Source organism: Companilactobacillus paralimentarius, assembly GCF_963227125.1.
GTDB lineage: Bacteria > Bacillota > Bacilli > Lactobacillales > Lactobacillaceae > Companilactobacillus > Companilactobacillus paralimentarius.
Genome location: NZ_OY724131.1, coordinates 867,238 through 889,269 on the forward strand (window position 1 = coordinate 867,238; position 22,032 = coordinate 889,269).

Sequence of the window (22,032 nt, forward strand, 5' to 3'; positions counted from 1 at the left end):
CAATCGCTGATTTTTTATGAAAATCGGCTAATTTTGTGTTAACCTATTAAAAGGTTCCTGATGGGATCCTTTTTTTGCGAGGAGAGGCCCTGTAACCGAAAAGGTGGAAAGAAAATTATGTCAAAAAATTATTTATTTACTTCTGAATCAGTTTCAGAAGGACATCCAGATAAAGTTGCTGATCAAATAAGTGATGCAATTCTCGATGCTATTTTAGCAAAGGATAAAGATGCACGTGTTGCATGCGAAACAACTGTTACAACAGGTTTAGTCCTAGTTGTTGGTGAAATATCAACTTCCGCATATGTTGATATTCAAAGTGTTGTTCGTAAGACCATTACCGATATTGGTTATGATGGTTCTAACCCAGGATTTGATGGTAATAGTTGCGCCGTATTGGTAGCACTAGATGAACAATCTCCTGATATTGCACAAGGTGTTGATGATGCGCTTGAACAACGTGATAATCATCAAGATACTGATCCATTGGACCAAATTGGTGCCGGTGATCAAGGCTTCGTCTTTGGATTCGCTACAAATGAAACAAAGGAATTCATGCCTTTGCCAATCTCTTTAGCTCACAAGTTAATGAGAAAGACAGCTGAAGTTAGAAAGAACGGTACAATCGATTACTTGATGCCAGATGCTAAATCACAAGTAACAATTGAATATGATGGTAATGACCATCCGGTTCGTGTTGATACGATTGTTATCAGTACGCAACACAAGGCTGAAGCTAGTTTAGACCAAGTCAAAAAAGATATTAAGAAATATGTTATTGACGAAGTTGTACCAGCTAATATGATTGATGAAAAAACTAAGATCTTGATCAATCCTACTGGCCGCTTTGTTATTGGTGGACCAGAAGGAGATTCAGGTCTTACAGGACGTAAAGTTATCGTTGATACTTACGGTGGTTTTGCTCGTCATGGTGGTGGTGCCTTTTCTGGTAAGGATGCTACTAAAGTTGACCGTTCAGCAAGTTATGCTGCAAGATATATCGCAAAGAACCTTGTTGCAGCAGGCGTTGCTGAAAAGGTTGAAATTCAAATTGCATATGCTATTGGTGTTGCCAGACCTGTATCAATTCATGTGGATACATTTGGTACTAGTGACTTTTCAGAAGAACAAATTGAAGAAGTTATCAATAAGTTCTTTGACTTACGTCCACTAGGTATCATAGAGATGCTTGATTTACAAAGACCAATTTATAAGAAGACGGCTGCTTATGGTCACTTCGGACGTACAGATATCGATTTACCATGGGAAAAACTTGATAAAGTTGATGATATTAAGAGTTTCTTGAAAATTTAATCGATGATTAGCAGAGGCGTTCTTTAAAGTTTAACTTTAGGGAGGGTCTCTTTTTTTATGGGAGGAATTGTTTAAATGACACAAAAGAATCAATCAAATGTTGTAATTGTCACGATTGCCGTGTTTATTGCTACATTTATGACTGCAATAGAAGGTACAATCGTTTCAACAGCCATGCCAACTATTATTGGAAGCTTGCATGGGGTCAGCTTGATGAACTGGGTTTTCTCAATATATTTATTGATGACAGCCGTAGCAACGCCAATTTATGGTAAATTATCCGATATAATTGGTAGAAAACCAGTATTAATGATTGGTTTAATCCTATTCGTTATTGGTTCGACATTATGTGCAATGTCTAATTCAATGTTGACTTTAATTCTAGCGCGTGTAGTTCAAGGAATTGGTTCAGGGGCAATTCAGCCATTAACGTTTACAATTATTGCTGATATCTATCCTCTAGATAAACGTGCTAAGATATTGGGATTCAACGGATCAGCTTGGGGAATTGCTGCTATTATTGCTCCTTTGTTAGGTGGTTTTATAGTTGAAAAAATGAGCTGGCACTGGGTATTTTTAATCAATTTGCCCGTAGGTTTATTAACGATGAGTTTGATTTGGATCTTCTTTAAGGAAGAAAAACGGGAACATGAGAAGTTGAGAATTGATTATGTGGGTACTATTTTATTAATTTTGATCTTATTGCCATTAATGTTGGCTTTGCAAAATATTGGTAGTAGTAATATGTTTTTACCAATTGGTTTAACAGCTATTTCAATTATTTCTATCTTTCTGTTCATCCATGTTGAAAAACATGTTGCTGATCCAATTTTACCTTTGGAGCTATTTAAGAATAAAACTTTTGTTATTCAAAATTTATTAGCTTTGATTGTTAGTGGTTTCTTGATTGGTTTTGAAGCTTATATTCCTACTTGGATGCAAGGAATTCTTGGTTTAAGTCCATCTATGGGTGGTTTTGCAGTTACACCTAGTTCAATTGTTTGGATTTTTGGATCATTCTGGGCTGGAACTTTGATAAAAAAAATGGCACCCAATCGTGTCATTTATATCAGTCTCTTTTTCCTAGCAATTGCTAATGGTTTGCTCTTAATGGCAGGTCCTACAACGCCGTTTGTTTATTTTTGTGGTTTAGCTGCAGTAGCCGGATTAGGATTCGGTTTAACGATTACTACGACTACAGTTACAGCTCAAACTGTAGTTGATCCCGAGAATGTTGGGGTTGCTACTAGTTTCAATACTTTATTGAGAACTATTGGTCAATCCATGATGGTTTCCGTTTATGGAATCATTTTAAATACTGCTTTAGCTCGTGGTGCAGCCGAAAATAAGAATATATCGGTTGATATGATGAATAAGTTGATTGATCCACAAACAGCTAACTCATTGCCACATCAACTTTTGCCCAAAATGCGACAAATTCTTTTTTCAGGATTGCACAATATCTACGTTGCATCTCTTGTATTATTAATATTGGGTTTAATTCTTAATGCCTTTGAGTTGAAGAATCGAAAGATCCTTGGCTCTAAATAATAGAGTGTTAAAAGTTATGACTATAGCTGCGAGTGTATAACCACCTAGAACATCACTGGGATAATGTACACCTAAAAAAATTCGGCTGTAACCAACTAGTAATACCATAATAATTGTCATTATACTAATAAATACTTTGATTTTTAATTGTTTGAAAATATGAAGACTAATAATTAAAAGTGATATGTATAATGCAAATGAGCTTGCTGAATGACCACTTGGAAAACTATAACCACCAGCGAAAACATAATGGTAATGACTTGGTCGAGGTCGTTCTATTGTGTTTTTTATTAGACTGTTGAATAGAGCAACGACGACTTTATTCAGGACTAAATAGATAGCGGCGTAGTAATATTTCTTAATCACTAATAGAATAAAGAATATTGCTGCAATCAATATTGTGGGAAAAGTGTCACCAAGATTGGTAATTGGTCTAAAGATGCTCAATGAAAATTGATTATGATGGTAGATTTGTTGTATAAGATTTGTGTCAAACTGAGTAATGATTTTACTTTTTAAAGTTACATTTATACTCCAAAAGGTAAAAAATATTACTAAAATGATTAATAAAAGGGATATTTTTTTAGATATTTTCATAATTTTTAGTCTCTCTATTGTTTAAGATTTTGTTAAGAAATATAATAAAGATAAAGATTTTGAGGGAGAGCAAAATACTTATGGTTATTACACGTCGTGAAAGAAGACTTGAAGATAGTCGATTGACTAGATTAAATAATAAAAAAAGTAAGAATGCAAACTTGCGCAAGAATATGACTATATTAGGGTCCAGCATGTTTGTTGGTGCTGCAGTAGCTGAAATTGCTAATGTATCTGCTCCAACACCTGTTAAAGCTGAAGCTTTATCTGTAAATAATTTGATATCTCAAAATTCAGCTGTAACAACTACGCCAGTTAGTTCCAAGGGTGTAGGGGATCAAGAATTTATTGATTATATTGGTAATTCTGCTCGAAAGCTTGCCTCAAACAACGACCTCTATGCGTCAGTTATGATTGCTCAAGCCATGATTGAAAGTGGTTGGGGAACTAGTGGTTTAGCTAGTGCACCTAATTATAATCTATTTGGCATTAAGGGTGAATATAACGGTGCATCAGTTAATATGGGAACACAAGAAGATGATGGGACTGGTAGTCTCTATTCAATTAGTTCTAACTTCAGAAAATATCCATCATATAAGGAATCGCTTGAAGATTACGTTTCACTATTAAGAGGTGGAACAACGGGTAATTCGCAATTGTACGCCGGTGCTTGGAAGAGTAATACTAATTCGTATAAAGATGCTACTAAATTTTTGACAGGTCGTTATGCTACCGATACAACTTATGCATCTAAACTAAATAGTATGATTGAAAAGTATAATTTAACTCAATTTGATGATGCTAGTGCCAAGACTTATACAGTTGCTCAAGATGATACTTTGCAAACAATTGCTACTAAATTTAATATTTCAGTTGAAGATTTAATGAATATGAATAATCTTAAGACTGATAATTATATTTATCCAGGCAAGACTTTGATCATTAGTCAGGCTACTACAACTGATAATCAAACTACAACTACTAATACGACTAATACAGCCAATAATGGCAATTTGGTTAATACTTCTAATAAGACTGAAGCTGACAAAGATAGTGATAAGGGAAATGTTGGTGATGTCTATGGAAGTAAACAAGCTCCAGTTATTGTTCAGGATGAACGTAGCGGAGTAAAGAAGTATGTTCCATCCGATAATTCGGATTCAGATTCAACTGCTATCAATGTTGAAAATGATTATAGTGATAATAATTCCAGTAGTGACAAAAGCAGTCAGACTAGTAAATCAGTAACCGTTCAAAATGGTGACACAATTGACTCCATTGCATCACAAGCTGGGACAACGATTGATAATATTAAGAAATTAAATAATCTTAATTCGGATTTATTGGTTGTCGGACAAACATTATTGGTATAAGATATAAAGCAACGGAAGTAGTAGATTATAAAATACTTTACAGAAAGCGCATGGTGGTGTGAATGCGTAAGTTTTTATTTTCGAACTCGTCCACTAATGATAGTTGCCGAACTTAAGTAAGTGGCTACGCTTGATCCTCGTTAAGGATTTTGAGAGTCGTACTTATTTAGGTACGGAACTTAGGTGGTAACGCGATAACTCGTCCTATGATTATATTAATCATAGGATTTTTTTTGTATAGGAGGAAAAAATATGTACAATCACAATACCGTTGAAAAGAAATGGCAAAAGTATTGGAAGGAACACGAAACTTTCAAGACTACAACTGATCCAAACAAGAAAAACTTTTACGCTTTGGATATGTTCCCATACCCCTCAGGTCAAGGACTTCATGTAGGTCACCCAGAAGGGTATACAGCTACAGATATTATTTCCAGAATGAAGCGTGCCCAGGGTTACAATGTTTTACATCCCATGGGATTTGATGCTTTTGGACTACCAGCTGAACAATATGCCTTGAATACTGGTCATACTCCAGCAGATTTTACTGAAAAAAATATTCAAAACTTTAAGCGTCAAATTAATTCATTAGGCTTCTCATATGATTGGGATCGTGAAGTTCAAACAACTGATCCTAAGTTCTACAAATGGACACAATGGATTTTTGAACAAATGTACAAAAAGGGTTTAGCTTATGAAGCAGAGGTTCCAGTTAATTGGTCTCCAGACTTGGGAACTGTAGTTGCTAATGAGGAAATTATTGATGGTAAGACGGAACGTGGTGGTTTCCCAGTTATTAGAAAACCAATGCGTCAATGGATGCTAAAAATTACAGCTTATGCTGACAGATTAATTGATGACTTGGATGACATTGATTGGCCCGAAAGTATTAAGGAAATGCAAAGAAATTGGATCGGTCGTTCAGTTGGTGCTCAAATTACTTTCCCATTAGTAGATCATGATAAGAAAGTAAATATCTTTACTACTAGACCAGATACTGCTTTTGGTGTTCAATATATGGTTTTGGCACCTGAACATGAACTTGTTGATGAAATTACTACTCCAGAGCAAAAAGCAGCTGTTGATGCTTATAAGGAAGAAGTTTCACACAAGTCTGATCTTGATAGAACTGACTTGAATGATGAAAAAACTGGTGTCTTCACTGGTGCATATGCGATTAATCCAGTTAATGGTGAAAAAATTCCTGTTTGGATTTCTGATTATGTACTTGTTACATATGGAACAGGTGCTGTTATGGCCGTTCCTGCCCACGATGATCGTGATTTTGCTTTTGCAAAGAAATTCAATCTACCAATGAAACAAGTTATTGAAGGCAATCTTGAAGATGGTGCAATTACTGGTGATGGTAAGCATATTAACTCTGATTTTCTAGATGGCTTGAATAAGGAAGATGCCATTAATCGTATGGTTGAATATCTAGAAGATAAAGGTATCGGTGAAAAGAAAGTTAATTATCGTTTACGTGATTGGGTTTTCTCACGTCAAAGATATTGGGGTGAACCAATTCCAGTTATTCATTGGGAAGATGGTACGACTTCACTTGTTCCTGAAGACGAGTTGCCACTTAAGTTACCAGAAGATAGTGATATTAAGCCATCTGGTACTGGTGAAAGTCCATTAGCTAACTTAACTGACTGGGTAAATGTAGTTGATAAGAATGGCCGTAAAGGTCGTCGTGAAACTAATACAATGCCACAGTGGGCTGGTTCATCATGGTACTATTTGAGATACATTGATCCACATAATGACAAAGAGCTAGCTGACTATGATTTGTTGAAACAATGGCTACCAGTTGATCTATATATTGGTGGTGCTGAACATGCTGTCTTGCATCTATTGTATGCAAGATTCTGGCATAAGGTATTATATGATTTGGGTGTTGTTCCAACTAAAGAACCATTCCAAAAGTTATTTAATCAAGGAATGATCTTGGGTAAGGGTCATGAAAAGATGTCCAAATCAAAGGGTAACGTAGTTAATCCAGATGATGTTGTTGAACAGTATGGTGCCGACACATTGAGAACTTATGAAATGTTCATGGGACCTTTGGATGCTTCAATTGCTTGGTCCGAAAATGGACTTTCCGGTTCATCCAAGTTCTTGGATCGTGTATGGAACCTCTTTATTAATGATGATGATTACAGCACATTGCGTGACGGTTTCCTAACTGATGAAAATGACGGTAAACTGGATAAGGTTTACAATGAAACAGTTAAGAAAGTTACAGAAGATTATGATGCATTGCATTTCAATACAGCCATTTCTCAAATGATGGTCTTCGTTAATGAAGCACATAAGGTTGAATCAATGCCTAAATCTTATGCTGAAGGATTGGTAAAATTATTAGCACCAATTGCTCCTCATATGATGGAAGAAATTTGGAATAAGCTAGGCCATTCTGAATCAATATCATACGCTGCATGGCCAACATACGATGAAAGTAAATTAGTTTCAGATACAGTTGAAATCATTGTTCAAGTTAACGGAAAACTTAGAGATAAGATAGAAGTTGCTAATGGTACAGCCAAAGATAAGCTAGAAGAATTGGCTCTTGCTGATGAAAAAGTTAAGAAGTTTACTGACGGCAAGAACGTTGTCAAAGTAATCGTTATTCCTAATAAGATTGTTAATATCGTAGTTAAATAGTATTCAAAAAGAGGTTTCGGAAAATTTTCCGAAACCTCTTTTAGGTTGGATAGTAGGCTAAATTGGACATTAAAGGGTGAGGGTTGATATTTGTATTAAATGAATAATTGCGTGAAACTACTTTTTTGTGTAAATGAATAATAAAATTTGCCTAAATACCCAACGAATTACATTCGAAAATTTCAATAACAAGTTAGCCACTTGGACAAAATAAATTGAATCCAAGTGATATCAGTATTTGAAGTTTATAAATATGTCTTTAAGCGCCACAGGAACTAGCAAAGAGTTCTTGTGGCGTTTTATAGTTCAATAACTTTCTAGGCATATTGTTGAGCTTAAATTCTATGTCTCTTATTACTTTTGGGCTGACTGTATCCAGTGACAGCCCTTTGGGCAAGTCACGACGTATCATTCGATTATGTACTTCATTTGTTCCACGTTCACAAGATGTATATGGGTGTGTGAAGTAAACATCCGCAACGCCAGCCATATCAGATGATAGATTAGAGAACTCAGGGCCATTGTCTGCAGTGATTGAATTGATAAGATCACCATAGTTCTTTATGATCTCTTTCATAGCATAATCTACAGAGTCGGCATCTCTACCGTCAATAAGTCTCATTATTTCAAAGCGTGTCTTACGCTCTATGAGCGTTAAGACGACACTCTCATGGCCATTTCTTTTGCCCACAATCGTGTCTATCTCAAAGTCCCCAAAGGATTCTCTGCTATCAACACTTTTAGGGCGTTTCTCAATACTACGACCAAGTAGACGCTTATGCTTTTTTGAAGTATGTTGCTTAGTCGGTCTAGTTGACTTTTCTACCAGATCAATATTCCGGATTTCAAGTCGTTGTTCATCAATATATTTGTAAAGTGTAGTAGTACAAACCATTTCATCTACTAAGAATAATTCTTCGTTCTTAGCTCGTCCAACGGCCGTATCAGGTGACCATCCATTATCTATGAACTGGCTTACAAAGAAGCCTAAAAAGGCTGTGACTTGGTCGAATTTAGAAGGACGATGGCAAAGCTTACGGTTCTTTACATACTTTTGATGTGCAGTGTCAGGAAAGTAGCAATTCAAGTGTTGAACTTTACCATTAACTTTCTTGATCTGCTCAACAGTACCTCTGTTAATTTCATTATTAATAGTCTGAGGTGAAACGCCGATAGCTTTAGCTATCTGGCGATTCGAGTAGCCAATTGAATGAAAGGAAGCAATCTTTCCACGTTCAATTTCAGTTAAATGATGTCCTTTAGGACGATTTATGATATTCTGTTCTAGCACCAAGACGAAAAACCTCTTTCATTGTTTGTGTGAGAACTCCAATGATACCTGATTTTTACGTCTTGGTGTTTTTATTTTGTCATTTTTCTAAAGTGGCTAACTTGATTATAAAATTCGCCAACGAATTACATTTTATCATTAATGAGGGAATATATAATAGCAAATAATTTGTAAAATTGTCTGAAATTTTCAGGAAGTTTGGAAAATTAATTTGCTTTTTTAATAAATTAAGCGTAATTTAAAATTTTTAGGATAAGAATTTTGCTATAATTAAATGGATAGTTTTTAAGGTGGTGCAAGTTTTGGGCGGAAATAAAAGCCATGATGAGGAAGAAGTAATGCCAGTGATGGATCTGGAATCGTCTTCACAAGATACAATGTTGAAGGGTTCAGCTTGGATGACGGCTGGAAGTATTTTTTCTCGTATTTTAGGTGCAATTTATATTATTCCATGGATGGCATGGATGGGTTCTGATTATCCAGCAGCTAATGCTTTATTTGCTAAAGGATATAATATTTACAGTTTGTTTTTAATTGTCTCAACGGCTGGTATTCCTGGAGCCATTTCAAAGCAAATTTCACATTATAATGCTTTAGATGAATACTCAACTGGAAACAAATTATTTAAACATGGACTTAAAATTATGACGTTCATGGGTGTTATCTTTGGGGCAGTGATGTTCTTTGGGGCACCTGTTTTAGCAACGTTATTTACTGATGGTGATCCTAGAAGTATTCCTGTCATTAAATCATTAGCAGTAGCAGTTTTGATTATTCCAATATTAAGTATTTTAAGAGGATACTTGCAAGGATATTCAGATATGGCACCGTCGGCTATTTCGCAATTTATTGAACAGATTGCCCGAGTAATCTACATGTTAGTTGCCACATATCTTATTATGGTGGTTAACAAGGGTAGTTATATCAATGCGGTCGTTCAGTCAACCTTTGCTGCTTTTATTGGGGCAGCAGTGGCTATTGCCATTTTGGTTCTAGCAATTTTAAAGAAATTACCAAAACTGAGGCGACTTTCTAGAAGTAGCAAGCCTGTTGAAAATCTAAACGAGAGAAACTTTACACGTGAAATTTTTGAACAAGCTGTACCGTTCATCATTTTAGATGCAGGTATCACGTTCTTTAATTTGTTTGATCAATCAACCTTCAATCAATTCATGAGAATGTTTGTTAACGCGACTGGAGCACAGCTAGATAATTATTATTCACTCTTTGGTTTCCAAGCTAATAAGCTGATTATGATTATTGTGTCCTTGTCTTCAGCAATGGCTGTCACAGCAGTCCCTATTTTGTCAGGCTTATATTCTAAGGGTGACAAGTCAAAGATCGAAGACCAAATTTCTAATACTTTGGAATTATTCTTTTTCATTATGATTCCAGCATCATTAGGGATGTACGCTGTAGCACAACCACTTTGGACAACTTTTTATCGTTATGATGCCTTAGGTGTTTTAATGTTACAATTCTCGTCCGTGATTTCTATTCTATTAGGATTGTTTACAGTTCTTTCAGCTGTGTTACAAGCGTTATATCGTAATAAGCTAGCTATTAAATACTTTATTTATGGCTTTATTGTCAAAGTAGTAACGCAATTGCCAATGATTGGTATTTTTCATGAATTTGGTCCATTAGTTGCGACAAGTATTGGTATGGCGGTAGTTTCTTGGCTTATGCTAAGAGAATTACATTTGAGTTATCCGTTCCAAACCGGAAGACTTTCACGACGTATTAGTGGAATTATCCTGTTTTCATTGATTATGTTTATTTCAGTCATGTTTGTTAACTGGGTTGTTTTCCACTTTGTTGGTAATTCAGATAGAATTATCAGTGTGGTTGTTTTAGTTCTAGAAGCTGGCCTTGGTGGAGTAATCTATGGTTACTTAGTTTTAAAAACATCGTTAGCTGATAAAATACTAGGCTCAAAAGTAGAACGCATTAGAAGAATTTTTAATATTAAATAAATTAAAAGCATGCTAGTCTTCCTGGAAGAATCCGACAAGAGGGTTCATTAAGTTAATGTTTTCTTCTTGCAGTTGTCACTTATATAGTGTCATCGTAGTACCTCTTAGGCATCTCTTCCAGAGTTGGAATTCATAATTAATTCATAGGTGTTGAAATTGAACCCCTTAGTTTGGACAAAAACCAAACCGAGGGGTTTTTCTCATGGTTAAATTCAATTTGAATTTTAAAATCAAAATAATAACTGGAGCTTATCTTCTCCAAGTACAATTTAGTAATAACAGAAGGAATAATGGCTATTTAACAATAGGTACATCAAGACAAAAATAAACGGAAAGCTACCGGTAAATACCGAGAACTTTCCGTTCTAAAAGCAGCATAATTAATTGTCCAAACTTAAGGGTTCAGAGTAGAATTGGTATGCTTTTTAGCGTTATTTAATTTGACTGAATTTTTTCATGTACTTTGGTAATTTGCTAATTATTTTTGAAGGAAGAACGACGTAATTATCTTTATAAAGTTTATCAGCAATTAAGCTGTGTATTAGTAGAGCTGCTGAAATGGTTTCAAGGGAATAACCAAATTGACCAATAAATCCTGCCATAATTCCAGTTAAAGTATCACCCATGCCACCAGTTGCCATACCGGGATTTCCAGCTTGAATTTGAAATACTTGATCTTGATAATAAATTTCAGATAAATGTTTCTTTAGGATTAAAACAGCTTGAGAATTTAAACTTTGTAATTGTTTAAAATTATTTTCAGGTATCTGTTCATTAATAGGCAGGTGAGAAAGTCTTTGCCATTCACCTTGATGAGGCGTCATAACGATGTTAGCTTTAGTATCTACTGGAATCTTTTCTTGAGCAATAAGGGTTAAAGCTGAAGCGTCTAGAATCAATGTTTGGTGCGTAGTAGTTAGTCTAAGGGCAGCTTTGACCAATCCTTTAGCAATTGATGAGGTACCTAAACCTGGTCCAATAGCAATGACCTCATTGTTTTGAATGGCCTGTGCTAAATCATGTTTTTGATGATAGTCGATAGTCATGGCTTCTGGAATTCGTACGTTAATGGCGGTAAATTTTTCTGGTGTAGTAGCTACAGTAACTAGGCCAGCACCACTGTTGACTGCAGCGCTACTACAGAGAATGGAGGCGCCACCAAATTGTGTTGAGCCTGCGATAATAAGAATCTTACCGTAATTTCCCTTGTAAGATTGTGGATCTCTTTGTGCAATTACTTGATTTAAAACATTCTTATTAATTTTTTCCATTACAAGTACCTCCATTTGTAGTATCATTTTAATTGTAGTATATATCGGAAATTAAATATATATTTTGCCACTGTGGCGGAATTGGCAGACGCGCAGCGTTCAGGTCGCTGTCTAGGTTTCTAGGTGCAAGTTCGACTCTTGTCAGTGGCATTCTGATAGTTTCATAAAGAGCTAAAACCCTTGATGTTATAGGATTTAGCTCTTTTTATTTTGTCTAAAATTCAATTAATTTTGCGCAATTTTCAAAAATCGAGGATTAACAAAAAAAGTGTTCACAATTTGTGAACACTTTTTCAATAGTTATTTTAGAAATCTTTTTCACCCAATGCATGTTGAGCAGCAACGTTTAAGATACTCCATTGTCTGTCAAATCCTGGTTGGAAGAAGAAGTCAGCATCTGCTAAATCTTCAACGGTCAATTTGTGTTGAATTGCTAGAGCTAAAACGTTGCCTTGAGCTGTGATGTCATACGTTGAAAGAACAGCACCACCTAAGAGAACGTGTGAAGTCGGATTGAAGAATAGTTGAACTGAAACAGTAGGGTTATCTTTACCAGCAGGGACATAAGCTGGTCTGAGGCTACCTTGATAGAAGGAACTCTTGATTTCGACATTAGAACGTTGAGCAGTGAAGCTATTAAGGCCACTTTCTGCAAAATGATAGTCAAAGACACTCAAAGCTGATGAACCAACTACACCGCTAAATGGAAGAGCAGGTTTCTTTTCGAATAAGTGCTTTACAACATATCTAGCTTCTCGACGAGCTACTGTAGCTAAGGCGATTGGCACATGATTATTTGCTGGAATTGAATAAGCTAATGTAGCGTCACCAATAGCGTAGATATCCTTTTGATTTGTTTGAAGATATTCATTTGTCTTGATCCAACCACGGTCGTCTAAATCAATTGTGCCTTTAAGCCAATCAGTATTAGGTTTTACGCCGGCAGCTTGAATGACTAAATCACTAGGGTATTCAGTTTGATCGGTTTTGACGCTAGTAACAGCATTGGTACCTGTATATTCTTGAATCTTAGCGCCTGTAACGACTTTAACACCTTTGTCTTCAAGATGTTTTTCAAGAATATCAGTCATCTCTTTGTCAAGGTAGGTTCCTAAGGGACGGTCTATTACATCAAGCAATGTGACATTCTTACCAGCTTTAACACTGGCTTCAGCGGCCTCAATACCAATGTATCCGGCGCCCACAACGGTGATATTTTTAACATTTTTGTCTTCTAACTTAGCCTTGATTTGAGTAGCCCAATCAAAACCGCGCATTAGAAAGACATTTTTGAGGTCATTTCCAGGAATAGGGAGTGACTTAGGAGTTACGCCAGAGCTTAGAATCAATTTATCATAAGGATATTCTTGAGTACTATTATCCTTTGTGTTAACAACACTAATAACCTTTTTATCGGCGTTGATCTTTGTAACTTCGTGATTATTTAAGATTTGGACATTTTCATTAGCTGAAAAATCATCTGGTTTAAAATTGCGAACATCATGAACGTCAGTAACACTGTTCTCCAAGTATAGTTCCATACCACAGGACATAAAGGATACGAAGTCTCCTGCTTCGAACAATTTAATATCAACGTCATCATAACGTTTTAATAATTCCAGAATGGATTGGTGACCACCATGTGATGCACCAACAATAACAACTTTAGTCTTTGACATAAAAATAGCCTCCACTTTCTTAATGAGAATCATTACAATCTAAGAATAGCTCTTATTAAAATCGATGTCAATTAATAACTTAGTTTACAAATGTCAAGGAATTAGGTTTAACTAAAAATAACTTTGGAAATCATTTTAGTGAGATTACTTGGTGTCAACGATAAGCCATTCTGTTTTAGGAGACTACTAATTTCATTTTTATTGAGATCGTTTTTTAATTTTTTTAAATATTGAAAACCGGAAATTGTTAAACCATTTAGTTTGATTAAAGTAACGTACTTCAAAGGGCTAATAATACCTGAAATTAAACCGTCATTGATCATACTGATAGTTGTATCTTGCATATTACGGATCAGGATTTGATTATTATTGTCGCTAGCGATGTACTCTTTAACGAGAGGATACTTTTGTGAGTCATCAAGTAATTCTTGGAAGTCTTTAGGATTTTGTTCAGCAATAATTTCTAAAATCATTTTATACATATCAAAGTAATTCATTCGATCACAACCTTTATAGAAAATTATAACTACATTATAAGGGTGCAAATAGAAATTTAAAAATGAGATTGATAATTTTTGAAAATATACCTTTTGTATATATTGGTTCGCTAAAAAATTTGCAAAAATGACCCTCAAAACCCTATAATTATAGATAGTATAAAGAGTTGAGGAGATTATAAATATGATAAAAGAATTTAAAGATTTCATCAGTCGAGGCAATGTATTGGACTTGGCTGTTGGTGTAATCATGGGTGCTGCTTTTACAGCTATTGTTCAATCCCTTGTAAGCAATTTAATCAATCCTCTGATTGGTTTATTTTTAGGAAAGGTTGACTTGAGTAATTTGGTCTTTAAAGTGGGAGACGCAACGTTCAAGTACGGAACATTTATTGAGTCGATCATCAACTTTTTGATCATTGCTTTCGTAGTCTTTTTGATTGTTAAAGTAATGAATAAAATTATTAAGACACGTGAAGACGAGGAAGAAGCCGAAGAGGATAATAAGGATGAAGAAGTAGTTATGTATTTAAAGAAAATTTCTGATTCTTTGGAAGAAAAAAATCGTCGTGAAAACTAAAAAAACATATCTCATAACCAGTTAAGGTTAGAGATATGTTTTTTAATAGATACGTTTAAATACTTCACATAAACAAGGAATTTCATCGTTAAATTCTTTTCCTGCTTCTTGATATTCTTTTTTAAAGAAATCTTCATGTACTTCTCGCCAATAGTCTAAGGTACGATCACCTTCACCTTCATGATAAGCATGCTCAGCACTGACGTATTTGAAGGGAACGACTTCAGTAACAAGGGTTTCTGTAATACAGAGTGGTTCTTCATTGCCGTCGAGAATGATATTGTAATCACCAACTTGTGGCATGTACTCATCAGCAGTGTAGAGGTCATATGATGAAGTAGTAGCCGTTTTGGTACCATCATAGACTAAATGAGCCAATTTATCTGGATCACCACCAAAAATGGTAATATCCCCCAAAGGATAGTAGAGTGAATTCTTATCTCTTAAAAATTTGAACCAATAATCATGTATTTTTTCTTTGTCCATAAATGACACCTCAAAATATAAATATTATCTAAATGATATCGTATAAAGCAAAAGATGACAAAACTTGATTGTAAATTTTGGCGAATTTTATAATCAAGTTAGCCACTTTAGAAAAATGACAAAATAAAAACACCAAGACGTAAAAATCAGGTATCATTGGAGTTCTCACACAAACAATGAAAGAGGTTTTTCGTCTTGGTGCTAGAACAGAATATCATAAATCGTCCTAAAGGACATCATTTAACTGAAATTGAACGTGGAAAGATTGCTTCCTTTCATTCAATTGGCTACTCGAATCGCCAGATAGCTAAAGCTATCGGCGTTTCACCTCAGACTATTAATAATGAAATTAACAGAGGTACTGTTGAGCAGATCAAGAAAGTTAATGGTAAAGTTCAACACTTGAATTGCTACTTTCCTGACACTGCACATCAAAAGTATGTAAAGAACCGTAAGCTTTGCCATCGTCCTTCTAAATTCGACCAAGTCACAGCCTTTTTAGGCTTCTTTGTAAGCCAGTTCATAGATAATGGATGGTCACCTGATACGGCCGTTGGACGAGCTAAGAACGAAGAATTATTCTTAGTAGATGAAATGGTTTGTACTACTACACTTTACAAATATATTGATGAACAACGACTTGAAATCCGGAATATTGATCTGGTAGAAAAGTCAACTAGACCGACTAAGCAACATACTTCAAAAAAGCATAAGCGTCTACTTGGTCGTAGTATTGAGAAACGCCCTAAAAGTGTTGATAGCAGAGAATCCTTTGGGGACTTTGAGATAGACACGATTGTGGGCAAAAGAAATGGCCATGAGAGTGTCGTCTTAACGCTCATAGAGCGTAAGACACGCTTTGAAATAATGAGACTTATTGACGGTAGAGATGCCGACTCTGTAGATTATGCTATGAAAGAGATCATAAAGAACTATGGTGATCTTATCAATTCAATCACTGCAGACAATGGCCCTGAGTTCTCTAATCTATCATCTGATATGGCTGGCGTTGCGGATGTTTACTTCACACACCCATATACATCTTGTGAACGTGGAACAAATGAAGTACATAATCGAATGATACGTCGTGACTTGCCCAAAGGGCTGTCACTGGATACAGTCAGCCCAAAAGTAATAAGAGACATAGAATTTAAGCTCAACAATATGCCTAGAAAGTTATTGAACTATAAAACGCCACAAGAACTCTTTGCTAGTTCCTGTGGCGCTTAAAGACATATTTATAAACTTCAAATACTGATATCACTTGGATTCAATTTATTTTGTCCAAGTGGCTAACTTGTTATTGAAATTTTCGGATTGTAAATTTTGTCATCTTTTTTATTATTTAATTGAATCAACAGTTTGCCATGTCCAGTGACTAACATAATTACCATCAGGAGAACCAGTAGTACCTGTACGGAAACCAATTCTAAGATTCTTCAAAATTCGTTTAGTAAAGTCAGTAGTATATTCCCATTCGAATCCGGTTTTACCAGTAGATTTACCAATAATGATGTTACTACTATTAACTTTTTTATTTTTCCAGTAGACATCATGAAGAAGGTACTTTCTGTCAGCGTCAACGATTCTTCGATCAGGATCGTTGGAGGAACCAGAATCATCCCCGTTGTCTTCATCATTGTGATTTTCTGTCTCTTCTTGATAAAACTTACTCATTGAAAGGCTAATGGCAATCGGGTTAGAATCTTTTTCACGATAATCGTCTAAAATGACGTTTCCTTCATCAATTTTTGGTTGAGTCATACTTTCAGTAGTAGGTGAAACGGAGATGGTACCAAAGTCAATTTGTTCGGGTGCCGTTAAAATTAGACTACCTGCAACGTGGCGGAAGTAGAAGAAATCATTTCCTATATGATCTTCAGTATCAACAATTCGCATTTCAATCGTATGGACATCGAAATCATTACAATTTTTGATATCTAAATCTTCAAGTTTCCAAGAATTAGATTCACCCAATTGGGGATTATCTAAATCTTCACTGAGTGTTTTTTCTTCACCGTCATCAACTATATAAGAAATACTTTTGATTAACTTACTGTCTTTATCGTTCCAATATCCTTCAAGTGTCATTTTGTGCATCATCGGATTGTGTGGTTCTTTTTTAGAAGAACCAGGAGAAACTACACTGATTTGTGGTTCGACAGTTGCTGGCTTTTTGAATTTAATGACATGTTCTTTGACGTTAGAAATGTTGCCTTCTTTATCCTTCATATAAAAGCGAAGTTTGTGTTTGTTTTCTTTGAAATCATTAAGAGAGACCTTTTGATCCTTGATTTCATGATGTTTACCAACAATAGCTTCTTTATCAGATTGTTTAGCATCAAATAGTACTTTGAAGTCTTCAGGATCTTCACTATCAATGGAATAGTACATTGTTACATCCGTACTATCAAAGTCATACCACAAACCAGTTAAAGGTAATTCATTTTGACTGATTGGCAAGATTTGAGGATTATCATCAGTACCATTCAAATCTAATTGAATAACGGGACTAAAAGTTTTTCCTTTTACGTCAATCTGAGATGTATATTCCATTTCAACTGTTTTACCAACGGATAAATCTTGTGGAGCAGTTCTCATGGTTAAACCAGCGTCCCAGGTACTTTCATCCTCCGCAGCTCCCAGTCTTCCACCAGCATCATCAGTTCTTTTTGAGTCACCAGCATCGTATTGATCATTGAAAGCATTAAATAAGTGTTCAGGTACGTAAGGAGAGGTAAAGTGTTTTGTCTTTTTATTGTGATATTTGGTAGGGATATATAGTGGGAAACCAGAATCTTTAGGTTTACCAATTTTCCATGGATAATATCTTTCTCTAAAGGCAACAACACCAATTAAACCTGGATTATAACTGTAACCTTTGGTAGCTATATAAGAACTACTTGAAGAGCGGGCAGCCCAGGCGTCAGGTCCATTAGTTTGATTTGTGAAATAACTAGTACGTACACGGTTGTCTTCCGATTGCATGTACATACCACGACCATTACCTAAAGTACGTAATTTTAAATAGTTACCAATTCGACGACCTTTAGTATCGGTAACTTCTTTATTGTCTTCATTTAATGATAGATCATGGTTAGAGAAACCAATGAAATTTTTAAAGAGTTCTTTACCAGTATTTTTAAATTTAATATTGGTAACGACACGTCCCATTTTATTGAAACTAAGTTTGATAGTGGTAGTAATCTCTGGGTTGGGACGATGCTTTTTATCAACAAAGTAGGCTTTTTGTTTGAAAACTATTTTTTGTTCTTCCAAGCCAGTCTGTGGATTAGTTCGATAATAAAACTTTGGTGTATCTAGCATAGAGTAACTTTGACCTAGTTTGTTAGGGCCAGAAGTACCAGGGACACCGACACCATCTGATGATACAACGTAGTTAAATAAATCATTAGAAATAAAAGTTCTGGGTGATCCGTTGGGACGGTCTTCGATTCCTAATGGAGAAAGACCCATATTGATGATATCAGGTGAATCATAGTCTCCTTTTTGATTATCACCGTAATGATCAGTAAAAATATGATTACCTGGAGCAGTAGGACCATCCAAAATACGACTACCTTTTTCGGCGTAAAGAATGGCAGAACCAGCAGCAGTTAAACTATTTACACGAGATTTACCACTAGGCTCATAGGAATCACTGACAGAGGCACGACGGATAGCATAATTATAATCCCCAAAGTAAAGATAGGGGCGAGTGCTAGTTCCATCAGAATATTCTTTAATGGGACCTTCGCTGACACGAAGATGTTCTGCAAATGTCCAACCAGCTTCGCTAGCATCATCTGCAGCATCGTCAACTTCGGGTGTTTCACCAGAATACTTTTCAGGTTGATTTAATTCATAATCAAAGATATTTTCACCGTTAGTCTTTAATACAGATAATTGGAATGGTTTTTTATTATTGACGAAAAGTTTGAAAGAATTGGTGTTAGGTTTATTCAAAGTAACGGTGGTTTCTAATTTTTCGTTATCAACTGTTACATTGGATTCACCAAGTTCTTCTTTTAAAGCGTCGATATCAAGCATATCTTTGACATCTGTCTTCAATATCAATTCTTTTTTTTCTTCTAGGACATAACTGATGATTAATTCGGTATTTTCCTTATGTTGATATTGTTCTGCAACATCAGCATCAGTCATTGGTGCAGCTTTAACCGTGGTAGTAGGTTTAAAGCATAAAAAAAGAATGCTTAAAAAGTACAATAAGCATAGTAAAGGTATGTTTTTAATTTTCATATAAGCAGCACTCCCTCAAACATGATTTTGATATCTTATCATCTGAATAACTTTTTTCTGATTCAAATTAATAGAGTCATTTTTTTGTGAAATGAAGTGCAAAATATTAAAAAACATATTAAAAATATTAATGAAATACGTTCTTTTGAGGGGTTGTTATATAAGAAATAAAAAAAATAATTGTGATAAATAAGTATTAATGTGGTTCTTTCGAAAATTTTGTCAAATTTTAAAAATAAAAATAGCAGTATCTATTTAGAATAGGCGTATGTAATTACGTCTCTAAATAGATACTGCTTGGAATAAGTAGTAAAGGAAGCCATTTTTTTAATGATTTTTTTTGATTGGCAATTCAACGACAAACTCACTGCCGTGTGGTAGGTTATCTTGAATAAAAATTCTACCATGGTGATTTTCTACAATCTGTTTGGCAATTGCTAAGCCCAATCCATGTCCACCACTGCTTTGGTTGCGTGATTTATCAACGCGATAAAAGCGATGGAAGACTTTTTGCTTATCAGCGTCAAGAATACCAGCACCAGTATCAGAAATGATGAATTGATATTTAGAACCTTCAACTTGATCATAGATCCTGATGGTTCCATTTTTAGGCGTGTATTTAGTGGCATTGTCTAAAAGAATAATTAACAGTTGTTTGATTTTATCACGATCCAAATAGAGTGTAGGATGGTGATAAAGGTTAATTTGAAAGACCTTAGATTGTGAATTGATAATATCTTTGAAGGGTTCAATTGGATCTTTAAGAAAGAATTCTGGTTGAGTATATTCAAAATGCAGCTCTGTTGTAGCTTGATCAAATCTTGCCAAATCTAACAGATTATTCGTTAAATTATTAAGACGACTAACTTCATCAAGTGAAACTGAAATTGATTCAGCTTCGTCAATGATTTTTTTATTTGGCCTAGTCAGCATATACTCTAGTTTACCTTGAATGATTGTCAAAGGTGTTCTTAGTTCGTGGGCAGCATCATTGACGAATTCGGTCTGTTGTTTCCAGGACTTAACGATTGGTAACATATTAATACGAGCTAGAAAATAAGAAACCACTAAAGCAATAACCCAAAAAATGAAGAAGGTGAGTGACAAAATTTTAATGAAATTATTCATAGCTTGAATTTGTGTATCAATGTTTTGCATGATCAAAACATAATGACCAGCGTACATTGGATTATTATTATTTTTTGAGACTTTTATTAATATTGAACGGAAATTCATATTCTTAACAAGTAAAGTTTGTTTTTTATTAAGAGCTTTTTTATTTAATTTTATATTTTTTAGTATAGAATAACGATTTCCTAAACTCGATTTATTTAGCAATTTGCCATTGTTATCAAAAACTAAAATTGAAGCCTGAAAAGGAGCCTTGGGACTGGGTTCCTTTTTTTTGCTTTCAAATTGATTATTTGGATTATGCGGTCCCATGGGAGAATCATCCTGTTTTATACTAGGCTGTTTTTTAACAGAGGCCATTTCAATCTTAATATCTTTATCAATACTCTTATAAGTAGATGATTGAAAAAGATTAAAAATAATCAATCCCAAAGTTAAGAAAAGGATGGCAAAGGCGGCCATGATTGAAAGAAATAATTTGAATTGTTGTCGACGAGTAATAGTGCTTTGTTTAGATTTCATTTTCATCTTGGAAAATATACCCAACATTTCTAATAGTTTTGATTAAATTATCATTGCCTGAAGGACGTAATTTTTTACGTAGATTACTCATATAAACTTCGACAACTGTAATTGAAGTATCAGAGTCAAAACCCCAAATACGTTCAAAAATTTGATCTTTAGTCAGAATAGTATTTTTATTTTGTAATAAATAAACTAGTAAATCATATTCTTTAACGTTTAATTCAATTTTTTGTTGGTCGGCAAGTATTTCATGATTATTTAAATTTACTTCCAAATTATTAATCTTAATGGTGGAATCATCCGTTAAAGCACCACTTCTTTTTAATAAAGCTTTAACTCGTACTAATAATTCCTCACGATGAAATGGTTTAGTCAGATAGTCATCTGCTCCCAAATTAAAACCATGAACCTTATCATCTAATTCAGCTTTGGCGGTCAAAATTAAAACAGGAGTGTTGATGCCATCAGTCCTAATATTTTTTAACACATCATAGCCGTTCATTTCAGGCAACATGATATCCAAAATAATTAGATCATAAACATTTTCGGTAGCAGCAAATTTTCCACTTAAACCATCACTTTCAATATCAACTTCAGAAAAATCTGATAAAAAAGTAGCAATATTGCTTGCTAAATTTTCATCATCCTCTACAACTAAAATTCTAATATTATTTGACATAAAAATCTCCTTTTACAAATTCTACCAATTAAGTATAAAACATAAATTTTAATTTAAGCTTAATTTAAGCTAGTTTGTCTAATCTTGTTCCTGTCGTTAAGAAAGGAATTGAACAGATGAAAAATTTACAACCGATTTTATTATCGATTCTAGTT

16 protein-coding genes, 1 tRNA gene, 1 riboswitch and 1 other annotated feature are annotated in these 22,032 nt (G+C 34.7%); of the genes, 8 read left to right on the plus strand and 9 right to left on the minus strand.

What is annotated here, in order from left to right; genetic code table 11:
* Window positions 1-41: 41 nt before the first annotated feature.
* Window positions 42-120: riboswitch (SMK box riboswitch) on the plus strand.
* Entirely contained in the window at window positions 118-1,314 is a 1,197-nt protein-coding gene (gene metK, locus ACI6PB_RS04045; RefSeq protein ID WP_025086056.1) for a methionine adenosyltransferase, read from the plus strand. Its footprint overlaps the riboswitch before it by 3 nt.
* 75 nt (window positions 1,315-1,389) lie before the next feature.
* Window positions 1,390-2,865 (plus strand): MDR family MFS transporter, encoded by a 1,476-nt coding sequence (locus tag ACI6PB_RS04050; RefSeq protein ID WP_025086057.1) that lies wholly within the window; start codon window positions 1,390-1,392, stop codon window positions 2,863-2,865.
* Here the strand turns inward: ACI6PB_RS04050 and ACI6PB_RS04055 are convergent.
* Window positions 2,812-3,462, minus strand: a complete 651-nt coding sequence (locus tag ACI6PB_RS04055; RefSeq protein WP_025086058.1) for a phosphatase PAP2 family protein — start codon at window positions 3,460-3,462, stop codon at window positions 2,812-2,814. The two genes, ACI6PB_RS04050 and ACI6PB_RS04055, sit on opposite strands and share 54 nt — an antisense overlap.
* An 80-nt stretch (window positions 3,463-3,542) precedes the next feature.
* On the opposite strand from ACI6PB_RS04055, the gene ACI6PB_RS04060 reads away from it, so the two are divergent.
* Both ACI6PB_RS04060 and leuS read left to right on the plus strand, forming a co-directional pair.
* Window positions 3,543-4,835 (plus strand): glucosaminidase domain-containing protein, encoded by a 1,293-nt coding sequence (locus ACI6PB_RS04060; RefSeq protein ID WP_309511133.1) that lies wholly within the window; start codon window positions 3,543-3,545, stop codon window positions 4,833-4,835.
* Window positions 4,834-5,045: a binding site (T-box leader), on the plus strand. Its footprint overlaps the gene before it by 2 nt.
* Before the next feature lie 42 nt (window positions 5,046-5,087).
* Window positions 5,088-7,502 (plus strand): leucine--tRNA ligase, encoded by a 2,415-nt coding sequence (gene leuS / locus ACI6PB_RS04065; RefSeq protein ID WP_025086060.1) that lies wholly within the window; start codon window positions 5,088-5,090, stop codon window positions 7,500-7,502.
* 259 nt (window positions 7,503-7,761) lie between these two features.
* Here leuS and ACI6PB_RS04070 read toward each other — a convergent pair whose 3' ends face one another.
* Window positions 7,762-8,796, minus strand: a complete 1,035-nt coding sequence (locus tag ACI6PB_RS04070) for an IS30 family transposase (protein ID WP_059075255.1) — start codon at window positions 8,794-8,796, stop codon at window positions 7,762-7,764.
* A gap of 335 nt (window positions 8,797-9,131) precedes the next feature.
* On the opposite strand from ACI6PB_RS04070, the gene ACI6PB_RS04075 reads away from it, so the two are divergent.
* Window positions 9,132-10,769 (plus strand): polysaccharide biosynthesis protein, encoded by a 1,638-nt coding sequence (locus ACI6PB_RS04075; RefSeq protein WP_034544443.1) that lies wholly within the window; start codon window positions 9,132-9,134, stop codon window positions 10,767-10,769.
* A 431-nt stretch (window positions 10,770-11,200) separates the two neighbouring features.
* On the opposite strand, the gene ACI6PB_RS04080 is transcribed toward ACI6PB_RS04075, so the two are convergent.
* Window positions 11,201-12,040, minus strand: coding sequence for an NAD(P)H-hydrate dehydratase (locus ACI6PB_RS04080; RefSeq protein ID WP_025086201.1), 840 nt, complete (start codon window positions 12,038-12,040; stop codon window positions 11,201-11,203).
* Between the two features lie 66 nt (window positions 12,041-12,106).
* On the opposite strand from ACI6PB_RS04080, the gene ACI6PB_RS04085 reads away from it, so the two are divergent.
* Window positions 12,107-12,190, plus strand: a tRNA-Leu gene (locus ACI6PB_RS04085).
* A 155-nt stretch (window positions 12,191-12,345) separates the two neighbouring features.
* Here the strand turns inward: ACI6PB_RS04085 and ACI6PB_RS04090 are convergent.
* A complete protein-coding gene (locus ACI6PB_RS04090) occupies window positions 12,346-13,719 on the minus strand; it encodes an FAD-dependent oxidoreductase (RefSeq protein WP_309511132.1) in 1,374 nt (457 codons plus the stop codon).
* 107 nt (window positions 13,720-13,826) lie between these two features.
* Window positions 13,827-14,216, minus strand: coding sequence for a hypothetical protein (locus ACI6PB_RS04095; protein WP_025086199.1), 390 nt, complete (start codon window positions 14,214-14,216; stop codon window positions 13,827-13,829).
* A gap of 184 nt (window positions 14,217-14,400) precedes the next feature.
* Between ACI6PB_RS04095 and mscL the strand changes: the two genes are divergently transcribed.
* Window positions 14,401-14,796: a large-conductance mechanosensitive channel protein MscL gene (gene mscL, locus ACI6PB_RS04100; protein ID WP_025086198.1), complete on the plus strand. Its 396-nt coding sequence runs from the start codon at window positions 14,401-14,403 to the stop codon at window positions 14,794-14,796.
* Window positions 14,797-14,838: 42 nt separating this feature from the next.
* On the opposite strand, the gene ACI6PB_RS04105 is transcribed toward mscL, so the two are convergent.
* Window positions 14,839-15,282 (minus strand): ASCH domain-containing protein, encoded by a 444-nt coding sequence (locus tag ACI6PB_RS04105; RefSeq protein WP_309511130.1) that lies wholly within the window; start codon window positions 15,280-15,282, stop codon window positions 14,839-14,841.
* Window positions 15,283-15,477: 195 nt separating this feature from the next.
* Here ACI6PB_RS04105 and ACI6PB_RS04110 point away from each other — a divergent pair, with 195 nt between their 5' ends.
* On the plus strand, window positions 15,478-16,512 hold the full coding sequence (locus ACI6PB_RS04110; RefSeq protein WP_059075255.1) for an IS30 family transposase: 1,035 nt from the start codon (window positions 15,478-15,480) through the stop codon (window positions 16,510-16,512).
* A gap of 111 nt (window positions 16,513-16,623) precedes the next feature.
* On the opposite strand, the gene ACI6PB_RS04115 is transcribed toward ACI6PB_RS04110, so the two are convergent.
* The 3 genes from ACI6PB_RS04115 to ACI6PB_RS04125 form a co-directional block, all read right to left on the minus strand.
* On the minus strand, window positions 16,624-19,542 hold the full coding sequence (locus ACI6PB_RS04115) for a hypothetical protein (RefSeq protein WP_404327795.1): 2,919 nt from the start codon (window positions 19,540-19,542) through the stop codon (window positions 16,624-16,626).
* Window positions 19,543-19,869: 327 nt separating this feature from the next.
* Window positions 19,870-21,201, minus strand: coding sequence for a cell wall metabolism sensor histidine kinase WalK (locus ACI6PB_RS04120; RefSeq protein WP_056956013.1), 1,332 nt, complete (start codon window positions 21,199-21,201; stop codon window positions 19,870-19,872).
* Window positions 21,185-21,877: a response regulator transcription factor gene (locus ACI6PB_RS04125; RefSeq protein ID WP_056956012.1), complete on the minus strand. Its 693-nt coding sequence runs from the start codon at window positions 21,875-21,877 to the stop codon at window positions 21,185-21,187. Before ACI6PB_RS04125 ends, ACI6PB_RS04120 begins: the two co-directional genes overlap by 17 nt.
* Window positions 21,878-22,032 lie beyond the last annotated feature (155 nt).